The 13,389-nt window shown below is 36.3% G+C and carries 18 protein-coding genes and 2 tRNA genes; 8 read left to right on the forward strand and 12 right to left on the reverse strand.

Annotated features, from left to right (window positions below; all coding sequences use genetic code 11):
- Positions 1 to 43: 43 nt before the first annotated feature.
- Together IGJ53_RS08185 and IGJ53_RS08190 are read left to right on the forward strand one after the other, a co-directional pair.
- On the forward strand, positions 44 to 472 hold the full coding sequence (locus tag IGJ53_RS08185) for a hypothetical protein (RefSeq protein WP_038398872.1): 429 nt from the start codon (positions 44 to 46) through the stop codon (positions 470 to 472).
- Positions 473 to 517: 45 nt separating this feature from the next.
- Positions 518 to 590: transfer RNA gene (locus tag IGJ53_RS08190), tRNA-Gln, on the forward strand.
- A gap of 147 nt (positions 591 to 737) precedes the next feature.
- Here IGJ53_RS08190 and IGJ53_RS08195 read toward each other — a convergent pair.
- Positions 738 to 1,109: a YxeA family protein gene (locus IGJ53_RS08195; RefSeq protein WP_002315113.1), complete on the reverse strand. Its 372-nt coding sequence runs from the start codon at positions 1,107 to 1,109 to the stop codon at positions 738 to 740.
- Positions 1,110 to 1,324: 215 nt separating this feature from the next.
- On the opposite strand from IGJ53_RS08195, the gene IGJ53_RS08200 reads away from it, so the two are divergent.
- Positions 1,325 to 1,513, forward strand: a complete 189-nt coding sequence (locus tag IGJ53_RS08200; protein WP_002292937.1) for a hypothetical protein — start codon at positions 1,325 to 1,327, stop codon at positions 1,511 to 1,513.
- 154 nt (positions 1,514 to 1,667) lie between these two features.
- Here IGJ53_RS08200 and IGJ53_RS08205 read toward each other — a convergent pair whose 3' ends face one another.
- Positions 1,668 to 1,856, reverse strand: a complete 189-nt coding sequence (locus IGJ53_RS08205; RefSeq protein WP_002288067.1) for a hypothetical protein — start codon at positions 1,854 to 1,856, stop codon at positions 1,668 to 1,670.
- 23 nt (positions 1,857 to 1,879) lie between these two features.
- A complete protein-coding gene (locus IGJ53_RS08210) occupies positions 1,880 to 2,143 on the reverse strand; it encodes a hypothetical protein (protein WP_002292935.1) in 264 nt (87 codons plus the stop codon).
- A 157-nt stretch (positions 2,144 to 2,300) separates the two neighbouring features.
- Here IGJ53_RS08210 and IGJ53_RS08215 point away from each other — a divergent pair, with 157 nt between their 5' ends.
- Positions 2,301 to 2,558 carry a hypothetical protein gene (locus tag IGJ53_RS08215; protein WP_002292934.1) on the forward strand — a complete coding sequence of 86 codons (258 nt, stop codon included), beginning with the start codon at positions 2,301 to 2,303 and terminating at the stop codon, positions 2,556 to 2,558.
- Between the two features lie 69 nt (positions 2,559 to 2,627).
- Here IGJ53_RS08215 and IGJ53_RS08220 read toward each other — a convergent pair whose 3' ends face one another.
- The 3 genes from IGJ53_RS08220 to IGJ53_RS08230 form a co-directional block, all read right to left on the reverse strand.
- The gene (locus IGJ53_RS08220) at positions 2,628 to 2,819 is read right to left on the reverse strand and encodes a hypothetical protein (RefSeq protein ID WP_002292933.1); all 192 of its coding nucleotides are present in this window, start codon (positions 2,817 to 2,819) and stop codon (positions 2,628 to 2,630) included.
- A 142-nt stretch (positions 2,820 to 2,961) separates the two neighbouring features.
- Positions 2,962 to 3,282, reverse strand: coding sequence for a hypothetical protein (locus tag IGJ53_RS08225; protein ID WP_259742277.1), 321 nt, complete (start codon positions 3,280 to 3,282; stop codon positions 2,962 to 2,964).
- A 22-nt stretch (positions 3,283 to 3,304) separates the two neighbouring features.
- Complete coding sequence (locus IGJ53_RS08230; RefSeq protein WP_002292929.1) at positions 3,305 to 3,739, reverse strand: universal stress protein; 435 nt, start codon at positions 3,737 to 3,739, stop codon at positions 3,305 to 3,307.
- Between the two features lie 334 nt (positions 3,740 to 4,073).
- Here IGJ53_RS08230 and IGJ53_RS08235 point away from each other — a divergent pair, with 334 nt between their 5' ends.
- Positions 4,074 to 4,712: a LysM peptidoglycan-binding domain-containing protein gene (locus IGJ53_RS08235; RefSeq protein ID WP_438750019.1), complete on the forward strand. Its 639-nt coding sequence runs from the start codon at positions 4,074 to 4,076 to the stop codon at positions 4,710 to 4,712.
- Positions 4,713 to 4,897: 185 nt separating this feature from the next.
- On the opposite strand, the gene IGJ53_RS08240 is transcribed toward IGJ53_RS08235, so the two are convergent.
- The 3 genes from IGJ53_RS08240 to IGJ53_RS08250 all read right to left on the reverse strand — a co-directional run bounded on the left by IGJ53_RS08240 (position 4,898) and on the right by IGJ53_RS08250 (position 6,953).
- Positions 4,898 to 5,197, reverse strand: coding sequence for a hypothetical protein (locus tag IGJ53_RS08240; RefSeq protein ID WP_038398866.1), 300 nt, complete (start codon positions 5,195 to 5,197; stop codon positions 4,898 to 4,900).
- A 133-nt stretch (positions 5,198 to 5,330) separates the two neighbouring features.
- Positions 5,331 to 5,414 (reverse strand) — tRNA-Leu (locus IGJ53_RS08245).
- Positions 5,415 to 5,435: 21 nt separating this feature from the next.
- On the reverse strand, positions 5,436 to 6,953 hold the full coding sequence (locus IGJ53_RS08250; protein ID WP_259742425.1) for a hypothetical protein: 1,518 nt from the start codon (positions 6,951 to 6,953) through the stop codon (positions 5,436 to 5,438).
- A gap of 299 nt (positions 6,954 to 7,252) precedes the next feature.
- Here IGJ53_RS08250 and IGJ53_RS08255 point away from each other — a divergent pair, with 299 nt between their 5' ends.
- A complete protein-coding gene (locus tag IGJ53_RS08255; protein WP_010732695.1) occupies positions 7,253 to 7,753 on the forward strand; it encodes a GNAT family N-acetyltransferase in 501 nt (166 codons plus the stop codon).
- Between the two features lie 188 nt (positions 7,754 to 7,941).
- Here IGJ53_RS08255 and IGJ53_RS08260 read toward each other — a convergent pair whose 3' ends face one another.
- Positions 7,942 to 8,286 carry a metal-sulfur cluster assembly factor gene (locus IGJ53_RS08260; protein WP_002292174.1) on the reverse strand — a complete coding sequence of 115 codons (345 nt, stop codon included), beginning with the start codon at positions 8,284 to 8,286 and terminating at the stop codon, positions 7,942 to 7,944.
- A 152-nt stretch (positions 8,287 to 8,438) separates the two neighbouring features.
- The gene (locus IGJ53_RS08265; RefSeq protein WP_002316215.1) at positions 8,439 to 9,359 is read right to left on the reverse strand and encodes a YitT family protein; all 921 of its coding nucleotides are present in this window, start codon (positions 9,357 to 9,359) and stop codon (positions 8,439 to 8,441) included.
- A gap of 184 nt (positions 9,360 to 9,543) precedes the next feature.
- On the opposite strand from IGJ53_RS08265, the gene IGJ53_RS08270 reads away from it, so the two are divergent.
- Positions 9,544 to 10,035, forward strand: a complete 492-nt coding sequence (locus IGJ53_RS08270) for a YajQ family cyclic di-GMP-binding protein (protein ID WP_002309430.1) — start codon at positions 9,544 to 9,546, stop codon at positions 10,033 to 10,035.
- 24 nt (positions 10,036 to 10,059) lie between these two features.
- Here the strand turns inward: IGJ53_RS08270 and IGJ53_RS08275 are convergent, their stop codons facing one another.
- The gene (locus tag IGJ53_RS08275; protein ID WP_010732697.1) at positions 10,060 to 12,435 is read right to left on the reverse strand and encodes an ATP-dependent DNA helicase; all 2,376 of its coding nucleotides are present in this window, start codon (positions 12,433 to 12,435) and stop codon (positions 10,060 to 10,062) included.
- 325 nt (positions 12,436 to 12,760) lie between these two features.
- Here IGJ53_RS08275 and IGJ53_RS08280 point away from each other — a divergent pair, with 325 nt between their 5' ends.
- Positions 12,761 to 13,387, forward strand: a complete 627-nt coding sequence (locus tag IGJ53_RS08280; RefSeq protein WP_010732698.1) for an MBL fold metallo-hydrolase — start codon at positions 12,761 to 12,763, stop codon at positions 13,385 to 13,387.
- Positions 13,388 to 13,389: the final 2 nt, after the last annotated feature.

Consider the following 13,389-nt stretch of genomic DNA (forward strand, 5'->3'; position numbering starts at 1 on the left):
CCCTTATACTCTAGATACCGAACCTTTGAAGGGAGCACAGATAATGGAAAAATTCACTCATAAAAAAATGGATCCAAATGAAATTCCGATTATTTTTGTCCGTGACCGCAAAGGAAATGTTCAAGGTAAAGTTTCTATTAATGAGTGGAACGAACGGCGCAGACCTGCTACCCTCAATGAACTAGAAATCAAACTGTATCGTCAAGCTCTTGTCTATTATGGAGACCAAGAGTATGGAAAAGCAATCGATTTATTAAAATTTCTGATTGCTCGAACGGAGTACACCCACTTTGAATATATCGAGCGTTTAGCAAACATTTACCATATCCTGAATGAACCTGTCAAAGAATATCAGTTGCTTGACTCCGTCTTGTCAGTAGCAGAGCGGATTGCCCTTCCTGCTGGATTGGAAAAGAAACTGGTGCGCCGCCTTTTACGAGTAAAACAACAACTATCTGATCAAGAAAAATAACTTGCGTTTTTTTAGAAAAGTGCTATGATTATTTTGTTGAATAAATGGGATGTAGCCAAATTGGTAAGGCACTTGACTCTGAATCAAGCAATTGTAGGTTCGAACCCTGCCATCCCAATTTGATGAGCTTGTTGATAAGAAATGAACCCCTGAAAAAAGATCATTCTTTTTTCAGGGGTTTTTGGAATATTTTTATTATTCATTGTACAGTTTACATAATTTTATTATAATTAACAATTAAATCTGTAGCACTCATACAGTAGATTTAGCCAATAATTGCTAATGCTTTTTCCGGAACTTTTTCTCTAGGAACTTCTTCATACGTTTCTATGTGTGCTCCTTTATTGCTGATTTTCAAATAATGATTTTCTTTTAACACAGAAAGTCCATTAAATTCAATTGTACGCTCTTCCCCATCGGCATTAGCAGCTTTTTGAACATACCTTGCCGTTCCATGTTCATTTACTTCCTCTGGTTTTTGTGTTTTTACATAGACCTCACCTTTTTCAACTAATGGATTTAGTTGATCAAGTATACCAGGGATTTCCCCGTAACTTCCTTCAGTATAGTATTTCAGTCCAAATAGCAAAATACCACTAATCGCCGCCAATCCTATCAAATATTTAATCACTTTCATCTTTCTACCTCCTTGTTATATATTCAGTATATGGGGCAATTAGAGAAATTCCATCCGACCTAAGTTGGAGATTTTTCTCCTACTTTAGAAGCGAGAAACAAGTGTTTTTTTAGTAAAAATGATCGTTATTTGATATTATGGTGTTGTGGATAATTTAGTTTTTCTCGCTTTATCCATGGAAAAAAATCAAGTTGATGGCAAAGGATGTGTTCAAAATGAATCAAGAAGAATTATTTCAAAAAGTCAAGGAAATGATAAAAGGCGGCAACTTCGACGGCGCAAAACGATTTATCGAAGAACATAAAGAACAACTAGGTCCTTACAAAGAGAAAGCACAAAATCTTCTAAAAGACGTAAATATCGATAGTGTGAAAGACAAATTCAAAAATCTATTTAATAAGTAGGAACTTTCATTTCTGGAACACCGTAAATCAGAAGTTGTGAAAGAGACGTTCAGCCTTATTGCCGATACGCTGTCTCTTGAACACCGTTTTTCCAGAAGAAGGGACTGTGACAAAAATCGTGTCACAGTCCCTTCTTTTTTCTGAATCATCCTTGTTAAAATAAGCGTGTCGGATCATAGTGATAAGTCACATTGCCGTTCAGCGATGCTTTTCCTACCACATATTTACGATTCTCCAATTTCAGCCATGCTTCTCGAAAAGCCATCAATTCTTCTCTTTTTACATCGATCTTTTCGATTTTTCCATCAATCAAATCTTGGATAAGTTGTTCATATGGATTCATTTTTTTCCTCCACTTGCTGTTAATCAATAAGTTGTAAAAATAGGTTCATATGCCTTTTTAGTATCCAGATCTTCTCTGACTTTGACTGTCGTATAAATAATTTTTTCTACTGGGATACTATAATAACTACCTTCACCGTTATTGAATCGGTGAACGTCTTTCTTTGCTAAAATACCATTGATTTTATTCGTCAGTACACGTTGTTCGACACTATTGCTTACAACATAGTAAATCACCCGAATATTATTGATTAAATGCAAATCGATTTCTAACACTACATGATCCATGAAAATTCCACTCCTTCTTTCACTTTGATTATAGCAAGTTTTCCCTATAAATTCAAAATCAATACATATTTTACTGGATAAATCCATAGAACTGCTTGCGCCTTCCCGCACAAAGTGTTATTTTGTATCTTGGACTTTATTTATTGGAGGCAATAGTATGATCGCGATCGGTCAGTTTGTTTTTTATATTCCTTTTTTTATTATGCTAAGCATTCTTTTCTATTACATAAAATGGACGAAAAAGAAGTTTTCAGTTTTACTGGCCTCTTTACCTGCCGTATATTTTACTTATCAGATTTTTTCTTTTAGACATTGGGAAACAACATCTGTATTAGTGATACACATCATCGAATTGACGCTTGCAGTAGTTTTTCTAATCATTTGGATCTATTTTTTATATAAAAATCAGAATTGAATCCTAGCAGTTTCAAAAGAAAACGATTAAAGATACAGCAAATCTCTGCTGATCTTTAATCGCTTTTTTCTATTCTGTGATACCAAAAAAATGTTTGAATCGGTGAAGAAGCGTTCCTTGTTTTAATTCTACAAATTCTTGTGCAATCGGATATTTTTCTTCCAAATTTTCTTTGTTCTTTTCAATCAGACTTTTTGCTTCTTCATATTTTTTATCTGCACATAATACTTTTACTTCCTGTAAAACTTTTCCTGCTTCCATTTACCTCACCCTCTTGCCTTTTTTATTGCTTTAAGTTTGATTTAAGCTATACGCATTATTCTATATTCATCCCAAATAACCTTTTTTCATTTTTTACTCCTCGAACCAGTCAGTTTTCTAAAGACTGATTGGTTCGTCTTTTTTATTTTTCATCCATTTTATTCTGCTCTTCTGCTAATCTGTCTAATGCTTTAATGGATGTGACAGTTTTCGCATAATCATAGCTGTATAATTCTGTAAATTTATCAGGCAGAACAAACCAAGCTGGATGGTAGCCGTTCGCAGTGATTGGGAATCCTTTATCTTGTTGATTATCTCCATCCCACCTTATAGCAACACCTTTTTTTCCTTTCCACTTTATTAAAGCAATCGAGTATCCTTTTTTGGTTTGTGTGCCGTCTTCAATAATTGCTAAAATTTCTATTTTTTCTTTTGGTGCACGAACTTCTTGAGGACGAACCATTTTCTATTCCTCCCTTATCTAATTACTTCACGACCAATACACTGCAAGGGGCATGTGAAACGACATAAGAAGCGGTCGATCCGACTAGTGCTTGTTGTATAGCTCCTTTTCCTGTCGCTCCCATAACGATCAAATCAATATTTTCTTGTCCAGGGATGACATTGGCAATCAAATTTCTTGGATCTCCAGTTTCAACTATTGCATGGATCTCAGCAATGCCGAACTCTTTGGCATCATTGATTTTTTTCAGCATGGCTACTTCTGTTCTTTGTTTTTCATCTGCATAGATTTTTGAAAAGGCATAGGCACTATGGGTCAGCTCAACTTTGTTGATGATTGACACGATAAATAAGTGGGCTTCATTGTCCTTTGCTAAGTCAAGGGCTTCAGCGAACGCTTTGATCGATTGTCTTGATCCGTCAACTGCTACCATGATGTTCTGGTATCTCTTACTCATTGGAACCGCCTCCTTTTTCTTTTATTGTAACATCTCAAGCAAAAATACAAAAAATATACGCAATATGTAAATAAAATGATGATTAAAAGCAATTTTTTTCAAGTTATTTATACATTTCTATTCTCATCAGAACACCTGTTCTAATCCCATTATTTCTGCATTATGTGAATTTCCTCATCATTTTTCACATGGGATGAACATCATTCTGTTACAAAAAACGTGGATTTGTCATAAATTGTCATGCTTCTTTTACCTATGAAATATTTTCACATGTTAAAGTATTCCTCGTTGAACACAACAAATAAAACTTTTTAACGAATAAAGGAGATTTTTCATGACATCACTTAAAACTTTACTTTTTGGAACAACTTTGGCTGCCGGTGCTGCATTCTTCATGGGAACGACTGCTCATGCGGACGAAGCTTATACCGTTCAATCAGGTGATACTCTATCAGCGATTTCTCAAAAATACGTTGGTGACAACTCCTTGATCAATGCCATTGCAGAATCAAATTCAATTTCTGACATTAACCTGATCTACTCAGGACAACAATTAACGATTCCAACAGAAGGCTCTGCACAAGCAGCTGCTGAACCTCAAGCAGCCGTTCAAGAAGCACCAGTCCAAGCTGAACCTGTTCAAGCTGAACAACCTGTTGTACAAGAAACGGTTCAAACGGAAACACAAGCAGCACCTGTTGCTGAAGCACAACCTGCTCCTGCTGCAACAGAAACAGCTGCGGCTCCAGCAAGCACAAGTTCTGCAAAAGAATGGATCGCACAAAAAGAATCAAGCGGTTCTTACACAGCAACGAACGGACGTTACATCGGACGTTACCAACTAGATTCTTCTTACTTAAATGGTGACTACTCTGCTGCGAACCAAGAAAAAGTGGCAGAACAATATGTTGCTTCACGTTATGGTTCTTGGGAAGCTGCGAAAGCATTCTGGGAAGCAAACGGTTGGTACTAAGATTCATTATTTGAACGTTTAAACACATTCAAAATAGTAAGAGGCCATGCGAAAGAATACACCGCATGGCCTCTTTTTGAGTTGTTTTGTAACAGCAGAGCGAGTTTTTTGCTTATCTGCTACTTCTATGACTTTCTTACCGAAATCTATCTATTTTATAACTGTTTATCTTTTATAATAGCTATTTAGGATATATCATTCGTTTGTAAGTCAATCAGTTTTTTTATTTGGTCAAAGTCTTTTGTTAAGAAGAAAGTGGTCGGGACAACCAATACATGTTTGTTCTTTTTTTCTTGGAAAAAAGGTTCGACGATTTCTGGAAGCACCACTAAATCCGCTAACGCTACTTTAGTTGGATCCGTGGATACATTGTAACTTCTCGAAAAATATTCTTCAACTTCTTTTTTTAAATCTGCTAGCTCATAGTAAATTCTAGCGTACCAACCAACTTCTTTTGTGATATCCATGATGAACAAGATCCTCATCTCGTATTCTCCTATTCTATAATCGGTTCACTCATTTCGTTTGCCTCTATATCTTAGTAGTAAATTCAGATTTTATAAAAAAATACCGACGGGATCTCTCCATCGATATCTTCTCTCAGTATATAAAAAATTATGCGGCTAAGAAGATTCGAACTTCCACGAGGTCGCCCTCACTAGCGCCTGAAGCTAGCGCGTCTGCCAATTCCGCCATAGCCGCATCACATGTTCTAGTTTAGGATTACATTTGTTTTTTGTCAAGAACATATTTTTTGTTCTTTTTTATCTCTACGCGTTTCCCCTCTTGCAACCAATACAAATAGTTCATCCGAGTAACTCCATCATCTATTGAAGGGCGATAAAAAAATTCTGTTTTTTCCATAAGCTCAATTTCACTTTTCAGAAAATTGGTCACATGATGCGGGACGCTATCGATGCAAACATAGACATAGTCAACAGCACGGATTCTTTCAAATAGTGCTTTCTCCCCGTACTCATATGCGTCGATTCTTTCGACAGTTTTTACATATTTCTGCAATCCTTTTACGAATCCTTTTATTTGTTTGTTCCCGATCACAGCAATTTTGAGTGATGATGCCCACTTTTCAGCATCTATGCTCAATTGCTTTTTACTTGGCTGTTTAGATTTTTGACTTGTTCTCTTTAGATATTTGTCGCTTCTTCTTTTTGACTTATTCTGTTCAACGATAGGATAGCAGTACCTTAAATATACTGGACCGTCTACTGTTTTTTGATGTACTCGTACCGCTATGCCATCTGTTAAAAGATCTTTGCGTTTAAAGCTCTCTTCTACTATCAGTGGTCTTCTTTGCTCCGTATTGACCTCGTGGAAATAAATGCTGCCCTCTTCTATTTCTACAAAACCATAAAAAATATTTGTTTCTTGATACTGCAAATCATTCGCTTGTTGTTCAAAGATCCATTGGTACCTATTGAACAGCTTGTTCAACTGATTGAACTTATAAAATGATTGGGTGTCTAACTGTTGGATCAATGCATGGATCAGATCTTGAGGAGCTGCTTGTACGAAGTTTTGTTTTTTCTTTGCTAATTGTTCTGATTGTCGCTGGTTGACTTTATACACCTGTTGCAGTTCTTGTTTTTTCTTCTCCATGATTTTCAGATACGTAGCATTTCTATTTGAAAGCTTTTCTAATTTCTGTTTCAGTCGATCATTTCTTTTCTTTAATAAACCTGACGCTCTATGTATTCTTTCTAGATAATGTTGGATTTGGCTATTTTTTTGCAGCAAATAAATGATGATCTGGTTACGTTTTTGGAGTTCCTGAAGTGCGTGGTTATCTGGATTCCAGCCCACTTCTTCTAATTTTTGATACAATTGTTCTGTTTTTCTCTGCTGTTCAATGACTTTTTGTCTCATCTCTTCTTTTTCTACTTTTGCTTGCTGTTGCTGTTGTTCGAGTTGCTGTGACAGCTCTTTGATGTGTTTCTTGTCCTCTCTTCTTTTCTTGTTCACAGTAGCTACTTGTTTTTTTACTTTACTCAATTCTTGCTTCAATTGATTCATTTCATTGTTTAAACGAGCGACTCGGGGATCGGTAGCTATTTTATTTTGCTGCTTTTTCTTCGTTTCTTTGTTCTTCTTTTTCTCTCGATTCAGCTGTTTTTGCTGCATTTTCTCCAACAACTGTCTTCTTTCATTTTGATACTGATCATTTTTTATTTCTGCTTGTTGCCATCCTTCTGGAATTCTTTTATAACCGCTAAAGTAGTTCACGAGATCTCCTTTCTAGTGATCATAAGCAACGGACGAAAAAGCTTTAAATAACACATTTATTAAAAATTCAATTTATCTTGAACTTTCAATATCAATCAATAAGACCATTTTTTAAAACAGATAACGAGCATTCACCTATTATAAAAACAATACAATAAATAACAAAAATATGCAATCGTTTATTTTGTTAAATTATTCTTAATACGATACATCACAAAAAAATAAAAATAAGAATGGCTATTCACCAAAATAGTGCTATAGTAGAAAAAAATATGTTTACTTAGGAAGAGGCGGATTCGATGAAATTGATCAAATTATGGGAAGCAGATTTAGAGAAAGCTTATCGGCTGCAAACTAGCTTCGGACCAAACGAGAATGGATTTATCAACAATGCTTATGGCTATACACTTGCTGAATTTTTAGATTATGTAAAAAAATGCGAAAACACTTCTTTAGGGATTGATCTTCCTGAGAATTACGTACCCGCAACCGTCTTTATTTTGGAAAATGATGGACATGAGTATGTAGGAATTTTTAATCTGCGCCATAAACTGAACGAATCATTAAGAAACGGCGCTGGCCATATCGGTTACGGCATCTCCCCTGACTATCGTAAAAAAGGATATGCAACACAAGGTTTAGCATTAGTACTGCAAGAGGCAAAAAAACTCGGCATCGATGAGGCACTTTTGTCTGTAAATAAAAAAAATCTTGGCAGTCTTAAGGCACAGCAAAAAAATGGGGCCACGATTTATCGTGAAGATGAAAAAGAATACTATACGAAAATCAAATTGATGTAAAAAAGAGGGATGGCAAAAGAAAAGGGATTTGAATGTCCTTTATCAATAGAACACATTTGTTTGATTAACTTCTAATATAGCAGACAAAATTTTATAAACAAAAAAACCTCTTATCTCTTTTCTTCTAGAAAGGATAAAAGGTCTTTTGTTTTTCCTATTTGCTTCTCATAGCTAGTCAGTCAAGATTCCTATCGAATCCCCAACGCAATCCGTGCATAACGGCTCATCTTATCGGTCGTCCATGCTGGATACCAGACAAGTTTTACTTCTGCTTTCGTTACTTCTGGTACTTCTTTCAATGCGTCATGGATAGATTCTGTTAAAATATCGGCTAGTGGACAGCCCATAGTTGTTAGCGTCATTTTGATGACTGTTTCTCCGTTTTCAGGATTGAATTCTATATCATAAATCAAGCCTAAGTTGACAATATCGATTCCTAATTCAGGATCGATCACCATTTCCAAGGCAGCAAGAATACGTTCTTTGATCAGTTCTATTTCTTGCGCAGACCGTTCTTGGTTTGCTTCGCTCATCGTACGACACTCCTTAACACGATTTTTATTTATCATACTCTTTTTTTAACTACTTGTAAATGAGAATTTAGAAGGAAGATTCTCGTTTAAATTTATAAAATGTCCTTGTTAGATGGAATACATTAAATTCATTCTAAAATAAATATGATTCCTTATTTTTTTTGTGAACGATTTTTTATTTCTGGCAATACACCTGTTGTTCGATACATTTTTTGTTCGTTTTCATTTGCAAATCGGCCAAATACTGAATGAGTTGGTAAAATATTGATAAATGCATCGTCGTCGATTTCATGAACGATCTGATCAAGATCATACATTTCATAGCGGGTGATGACCATCATGATCATATTTCCTTGTTTTTTTGAATAGCCACCGACAGACGGAAGCAATGTCATTCCACGTACCATCCGTTTCGCTAGTTCTTCTGTTACCTCTTCAGGTTTGACGGTCACGATCATCGCTGTTACTTTTTGATGACTCGTATGGATGGCATCAATCACTTGAGTCATTGCATAAATGGAAATAATCGTATACAAGGCACTTTCCCAGTTAAAGAAGAAGCCTGCGATGACTACAATGATCCCATTTAGAATCAGCATATAATTTCCGACTGTTTTTCCAGTTGTTTGTGAAAGCACAAGAGAGATGATGTCCATCCCACCAGTTGTAAAGCCCATTTTTAAAGATAAGCCTACGCCAAGACCTAATAAGACACCGCCTACTAAGGCATTCATCAAAATATTATCCGTAATCTGTCCGACTGGAAGTAGCATCGTCATCACTGATACGCATACAACGTTCACAAAACTAAGGATCGTTGCTCGTTTTCCTACTTTGAGAAACCCTAATACAAACACAGGGATATTTAAAATAAAAATAAATGTTCCTGTGTCTACCTTGATATGAAACCATTCATATAAAAGCGAGGAAATGATTTGAGCGATCCCATTCATCCCTGCAGAAAAGACATTGGCTGGAATCAAAAAATAATTTAAAGCGACCGCAGCGGTCAATCCGGTTATCAAAATAACCACTATTTTCTTTAATCTTTCATTTTTATGATACGCAGTCATAATTTTGCTCACAAGCACCTCTCCTCTACTTTGTTATTCCAAATGTAAGAATAACAGTTTATCTATTAAAATAAAATACTTCGAACTCAAATGAGAAGAATTTTAGCAAACAAGTAAGAATCTGCCCCATTCCTATGATAAGATAGATGTATAGTAAACTTATACGTATATCAGGAGGTTTCTTATGGCAAAAGATGCTAGCTTCGACATTGTATCAGAAGTCAATACAGAAGAAGTAAAAAATGCGATTCAGCAAACAACAAAAGAATTGACTAATCGATTTGACTTCAAGGATTCTACGGTAGAAATCAAATTAGAGAACAGCAATCTAGTTGTCTTGAGCGATGATGATTTCAAAATCGAACAGATTAAAGATGTATTATTTGGTAAGTTGATCAAAAGAAATGTGCCAATCAAAAATATCCATTTTTCCGAATCGGAACACGCGCTAGGTGGCAAAGCTCGTCAAACTGCCGATCTTGTCAACGGAATCGATCGCGAAAACGCGAAAAAAATCACTACAGCTATCAAAAATGAAAAACTGAAAGTAAAAGCACAAATCCAAGAAGATCAGATTAGAGTGACAGGTAAAAACCGTGATGATCTACAAGCTGTGATTGCTTTATTACGTAAACTTGACTTACCAATCGAGTTGCAATTCACTAACTATCGTTAATGAAAAAAACGAGGCTGACATCTGTCATCCCTCGTTTTTTTGATTTACTGCTTCTTTGGATGACCAAAAACGCTGTATTCCTTCTTCCAATTCTCCAACACTTCGTACTTCTCTTGCTGTTTGCCAATGCTGTGGGAATAAACGTCGATAAGAAAAACGAGCAAATCGTTGATCTGCCAATACCACGATTCCTTGATCCGCCATGCCACGAATCACTCGACCACCAGCTTGCAACACTTTGTTCATTCCAGGAAGCTGATAAGCGTAAGCAAATCCAAGGTGTTCCTTCTCATCATAATATGATTTGATCAGTTCCTGCTCATGATTCATCTGCGGCAAACCTACACCTACGATCATACTGCCGATCAATCGGTTCCCTCTCAAATCGATTCCTTCTGAAAAAATCCCACCAAGTACACAAAATCCTATCAATGTTTCATCGGGATCTGCTTGGAATTTTGCTAAAAATCGTTCGCGTTCTTCCTCATTCATGTCCGTTTCTTGGATCAGCACATTGCTGTCAGGGTATTGCTGTTTGAATGCTTCCGCCGCAAGGTCTAAATATTGATAAGAAGGAAAGAAAACGAAATAATTTCCGACCTTTCCATCAGCAAAAGCATGGATCGTCTCTACTAATTCTGCCAGACTTTGTTCCCTTTTTCGATAAGTCGTCTCTAGGTAATTTGCGATGAAAACTTGCTGGTTTCCTTCTGGGAAAGGACTCGGCAGTTTGTAAGCTAGACTTTTTTTTCCGCCCAGTGTTTCCTGATAATAAGATAGGGGTGAAAAACTCGCAGAAAAAAGGATACTGCTTCTTCCTTTATCCAACGACTGCTCAAGAAACAAGCTTGGATCAATACAAAACTCTTTTACTATCAGATCGCGATACGTTTTTTCGACCGTTGTTTCATAGTGATCATCATAAAATTCACTGACCTTCAAAAAATGAAGCAAATCAAAATAATAAGGAAGCAATTGTTCTTGTGATGGATGCTCAGGAAATTCTGCTAGCCATTCTTTGATTTTTTCGCTTAATTGATAACCTGCCTTTACTAAAGATTCAGCCGGTGCTTTTTGATGATGATAATCCCAATGATCTTCTTTTGCTATTTCTCGGATCGAATCAAATTCTTTCAATAGTTTGTTGAAACGACGATGGAGTTTTTTGAATTCCTTTGGTATAGCTTCCTTACTTCGTTTCGTTTTTTCATAAGATAGTTCTGCCGAATACATCTCTCGGGAACGATTCACCAAATTATGTGCCTCATCAATCAAAAACAGATAATCCTCGTTTTTTTCATCTTCAAAAAAACGTCTTAAATAAACAGTGGGATCAAACAGATAATTGTAATCCCCAATGATCACGTCGCACCAGATACTGACATCTAATGATAGTTCGAAAGGACAAAGTGTATGCTTTCTTGCATAAGTTTCAATGACTTCTCGAGTGATCTGATTCTCATGATTCAAAAGATCCCATAACCCTTCATTGATACGATTGTAATAACCATTGGCATACGGACACTGATCTGGATTACAGGTCGTCTCATCTAAAAAGCAGATCTTATCTTTAGCCGTCAAAGTGACACTTTTTACTTCAGCTCCAGTATCTTTTAATGCTGTCATGGCATCTTCAGCTACTTGTCTAGTTATTGTTTTGGCCGTTAGATAAAAGATCTTTTCTCCCTCTTCTTCCCCTACAGCTTTCAAAGCGGGGAATAACGTAGAGATTGTTTTTCCTGTTCCGGTAGGTGCTTCTACAAACAATTTCTGTTTCGTACGGATCGTTTTATAAGCAGCTACCGCTAGTTCACGCTGGCCTTTCCTATACTCATCATGGGGGAATTTCAAAGCCATCAAAGAGGCATTGCGTACAGTGCGCCAGTTTTCTTGAAAAACAAGCCATTCTTTATAATCTTCAGTCAGTTTTTTAAAAAAAGTTTCTAACTGCTCTCTTGTCTGATGTTCGACCTTTCTCGTAATCACTTCTTCTGCCGCCTGAAAGTAAGTTAATTGCAGATTTATTTCTTGTAAATCATGTTCTTGACTATAGATATAAGCATATACCCTTGCTTGATGAAAGAAAAGTTCCACTTGTTCTGGTTCTAAATCTTCAAATCGTGGTTCGGAGGTTTTGATTTCATCTATATAATAAATACCGTCTCTTTTGAAAATACCGTCTGCACGGCCTTCAACGATCAGGTGATATTCATCTAATGGAACTGTTGTTTTTAAAAAGACTTCTTTTTCATAGTCTTCTCCCGCATCTTTTTGGAGCTTGCGGTGGATTCTTGCTCCTTCTAATGCAGTATGGCTACTTTTTTTACGATTGTCGATACTTCCACGTCGCAAAATAAATTCTACTAAGTGCCGCACAGATATTTTTGACTGTTTGATCATTTCCACCACCTCTTTCTCTCTAAGATTACCTGAAAAAGCCTAGTTTAGCAAAAAGAGCTCTCTTTTCAAGCATAAAAAAACACCCTGCTGATTAGGCAGGGATATAGGATATAGAATTTGGATTTTTGGATGAGTCTAATGTAACAAGGACATATTAAAATGCTATGAAAACTTACTTTCCTTCTCTTTAGAATATCCAAATACTTTTCATATAGTCTGATAATTCAGATAAGTAAAGAGAAATAAGTACCTGTTTTTGTTTCCTAGCAATGAATGCGTTATACTAATGGATGAAAGAAGTTTTGGCTATCAAGGAGGAATGCACATGCATATCGAAAGATTAAAAACAGGAATGATTGAAGAAAACTGTTATTTGGTCTACAACGAAGAAGCACTTTTGATCATTGACCCTGGAGAAGATGCGGAACAAATCAAACAAGAAATCAAAAAAACAAACCAACAACCGGTAGCGATTTTACTTACCCATACCCACTATGATCATATTGGTGCAGTAGAACCCTTACGCGCATATTATCAAATCCCGGTGTATGTCAGCCCACTAGAGCAAAAATGGCTAGGTGATCCGATTTTGAACCTTTCTGGACTCGGACGACATGATGATATCGCTGATATTATTGTCTCACCTGCAGAATATGAATTTGAAATGAAAACTTATACTTTAGGGAACATGTCTTTTCGTGTAGTCCCTACTCCAGGGCACTCCATCGGAAGCGTTAGCTTTATTTTTGATGATTTTGTCGTTTCTGGCGACGCCCTATTTAGAGGAAGTATCGGTAGAACCGATTTGTATTCAGGGAATTTAGAACAATTACTTCACAGTATTCGGACCCAGCTGTTTGTTTTACCTGATGAATTTGCAGTCTATCCAGGACATGGTGATGCAACAACGATCGAACAGGAAAAAAGGACAAATCCTTTTTTCAATCGTTAAAA

It is taken from the genome of Enterococcus sp. DIV1283b, from assembly GCF_051710965.1.
Classification (GTDB): domain Bacteria; phylum Bacillota; class Bacilli; order Lactobacillales; family Enterococcaceae; genus Enterococcus_B; species Enterococcus_B lactis.

Bases quoted from the DNA above. Each gene is read 5' to 3' on its own strand.
- IGJ53_RS08270 (WP_002309430.1), top strand. From the start codon at position 9,544: ATGGCAAAAGATGCTAGCTTCGACATTGTATCAGAAGTCAATACAGAA.
- IGJ53_RS08220 (WP_002292933.1), bottom strand. From the start codon at position 2,819: ATGGAAGCAGGAAAAGTTTTACAGGAAGTAAAAGTATTATGTGCAGAT.
- IGJ53_RS08265 (WP_002316215.1), bottom strand. From the start codon at position 9,359: ATGACTGCGTATCATAAAAATGAAAGATTAAAGAAAATAGTGGTTATT.
- IGJ53_RS08195 (WP_002315113.1), bottom strand. From the start codon at position 1,109: ATGAAAGTGATTAAATATTTGATAGGATTGGCGGCGATTAGTGGTATT.
- IGJ53_RS08255 (WP_010732695.1), top strand. From the start codon at position 7,253: ATGAAATTGATCAAATTATGGGAAGCAGATTTAGAGAAAGCTTATCGG.
- IGJ53_RS08210 (WP_002292935.1), bottom strand. From the start codon at position 2,143: ATGGATCATGTAGTGTTAGAAATCGATTTGCATTTAATCAATAATATT.
- IGJ53_RS08275 (WP_010732697.1), bottom strand. From the start codon at position 12,435: ATGATCAAACAGTCAAAAATATCTGTGCGGCACTTAGTAGAATTTATT.
- IGJ53_RS08200 (WP_002292937.1), top strand. From the start codon at position 1,325: ATGAATCAAGAAGAATTATTTCAAAAAGTCAAGGAAATGATAAAAGGC.
- IGJ53_RS08185 (WP_038398872.1), top strand. From the start codon at position 44: ATGGAAAAATTCACTCATAAAAAAATGGATCCAAATGAAATTCCGATT.
- IGJ53_RS08225 (WP_259742277.1), bottom strand. From the start codon at position 3,282: ATGGTTCGTCCTCAAGAAGTTCGTGCACCAAAAGAAAAAATAGAAATT.
- IGJ53_RS08240 (WP_038398866.1), bottom strand. From the start codon at position 5,197: ATGAGGATCTTGTTCATCATGGATATCACAAAAGAAGTTGGTTGGTAC.
- IGJ53_RS08215 (WP_002292934.1), top strand. From the start codon at position 2,301: ATGATCGCGATCGGTCAGTTTGTTTTTTATATTCCTTTTTTTATTATG.
- IGJ53_RS08260 (WP_002292174.1), bottom strand. From the start codon at position 8,286: ATGAGCGAAGCAAACCAAGAACGGTCTGCGCAAGAAATAGAACTGATC.
- IGJ53_RS08230 (WP_002292929.1), bottom strand. From the start codon at position 3,739: ATGAGTAAGAGATACCAGAACATCATGGTAGCAGTTGACGGATCAAGA.
- IGJ53_RS08280 (WP_010732698.1), top strand. From the start codon at position 12,761: ATGCATATCGAAAGATTAAAAACAGGAATGATTGAAGAAAACTGTTAT.
- IGJ53_RS08235 (WP_438750019.1), top strand. From the start codon at position 4,074: ATGACATCACTTAAAACTTTACTTTTTGGAACAACTTTGGCTGCCGGT.
- IGJ53_RS08205 (WP_002288067.1), bottom strand. From the start codon at position 1,856: ATGAATCCATATGAACAACTTATCCAAGATTTGATTGATGGAAAAATC.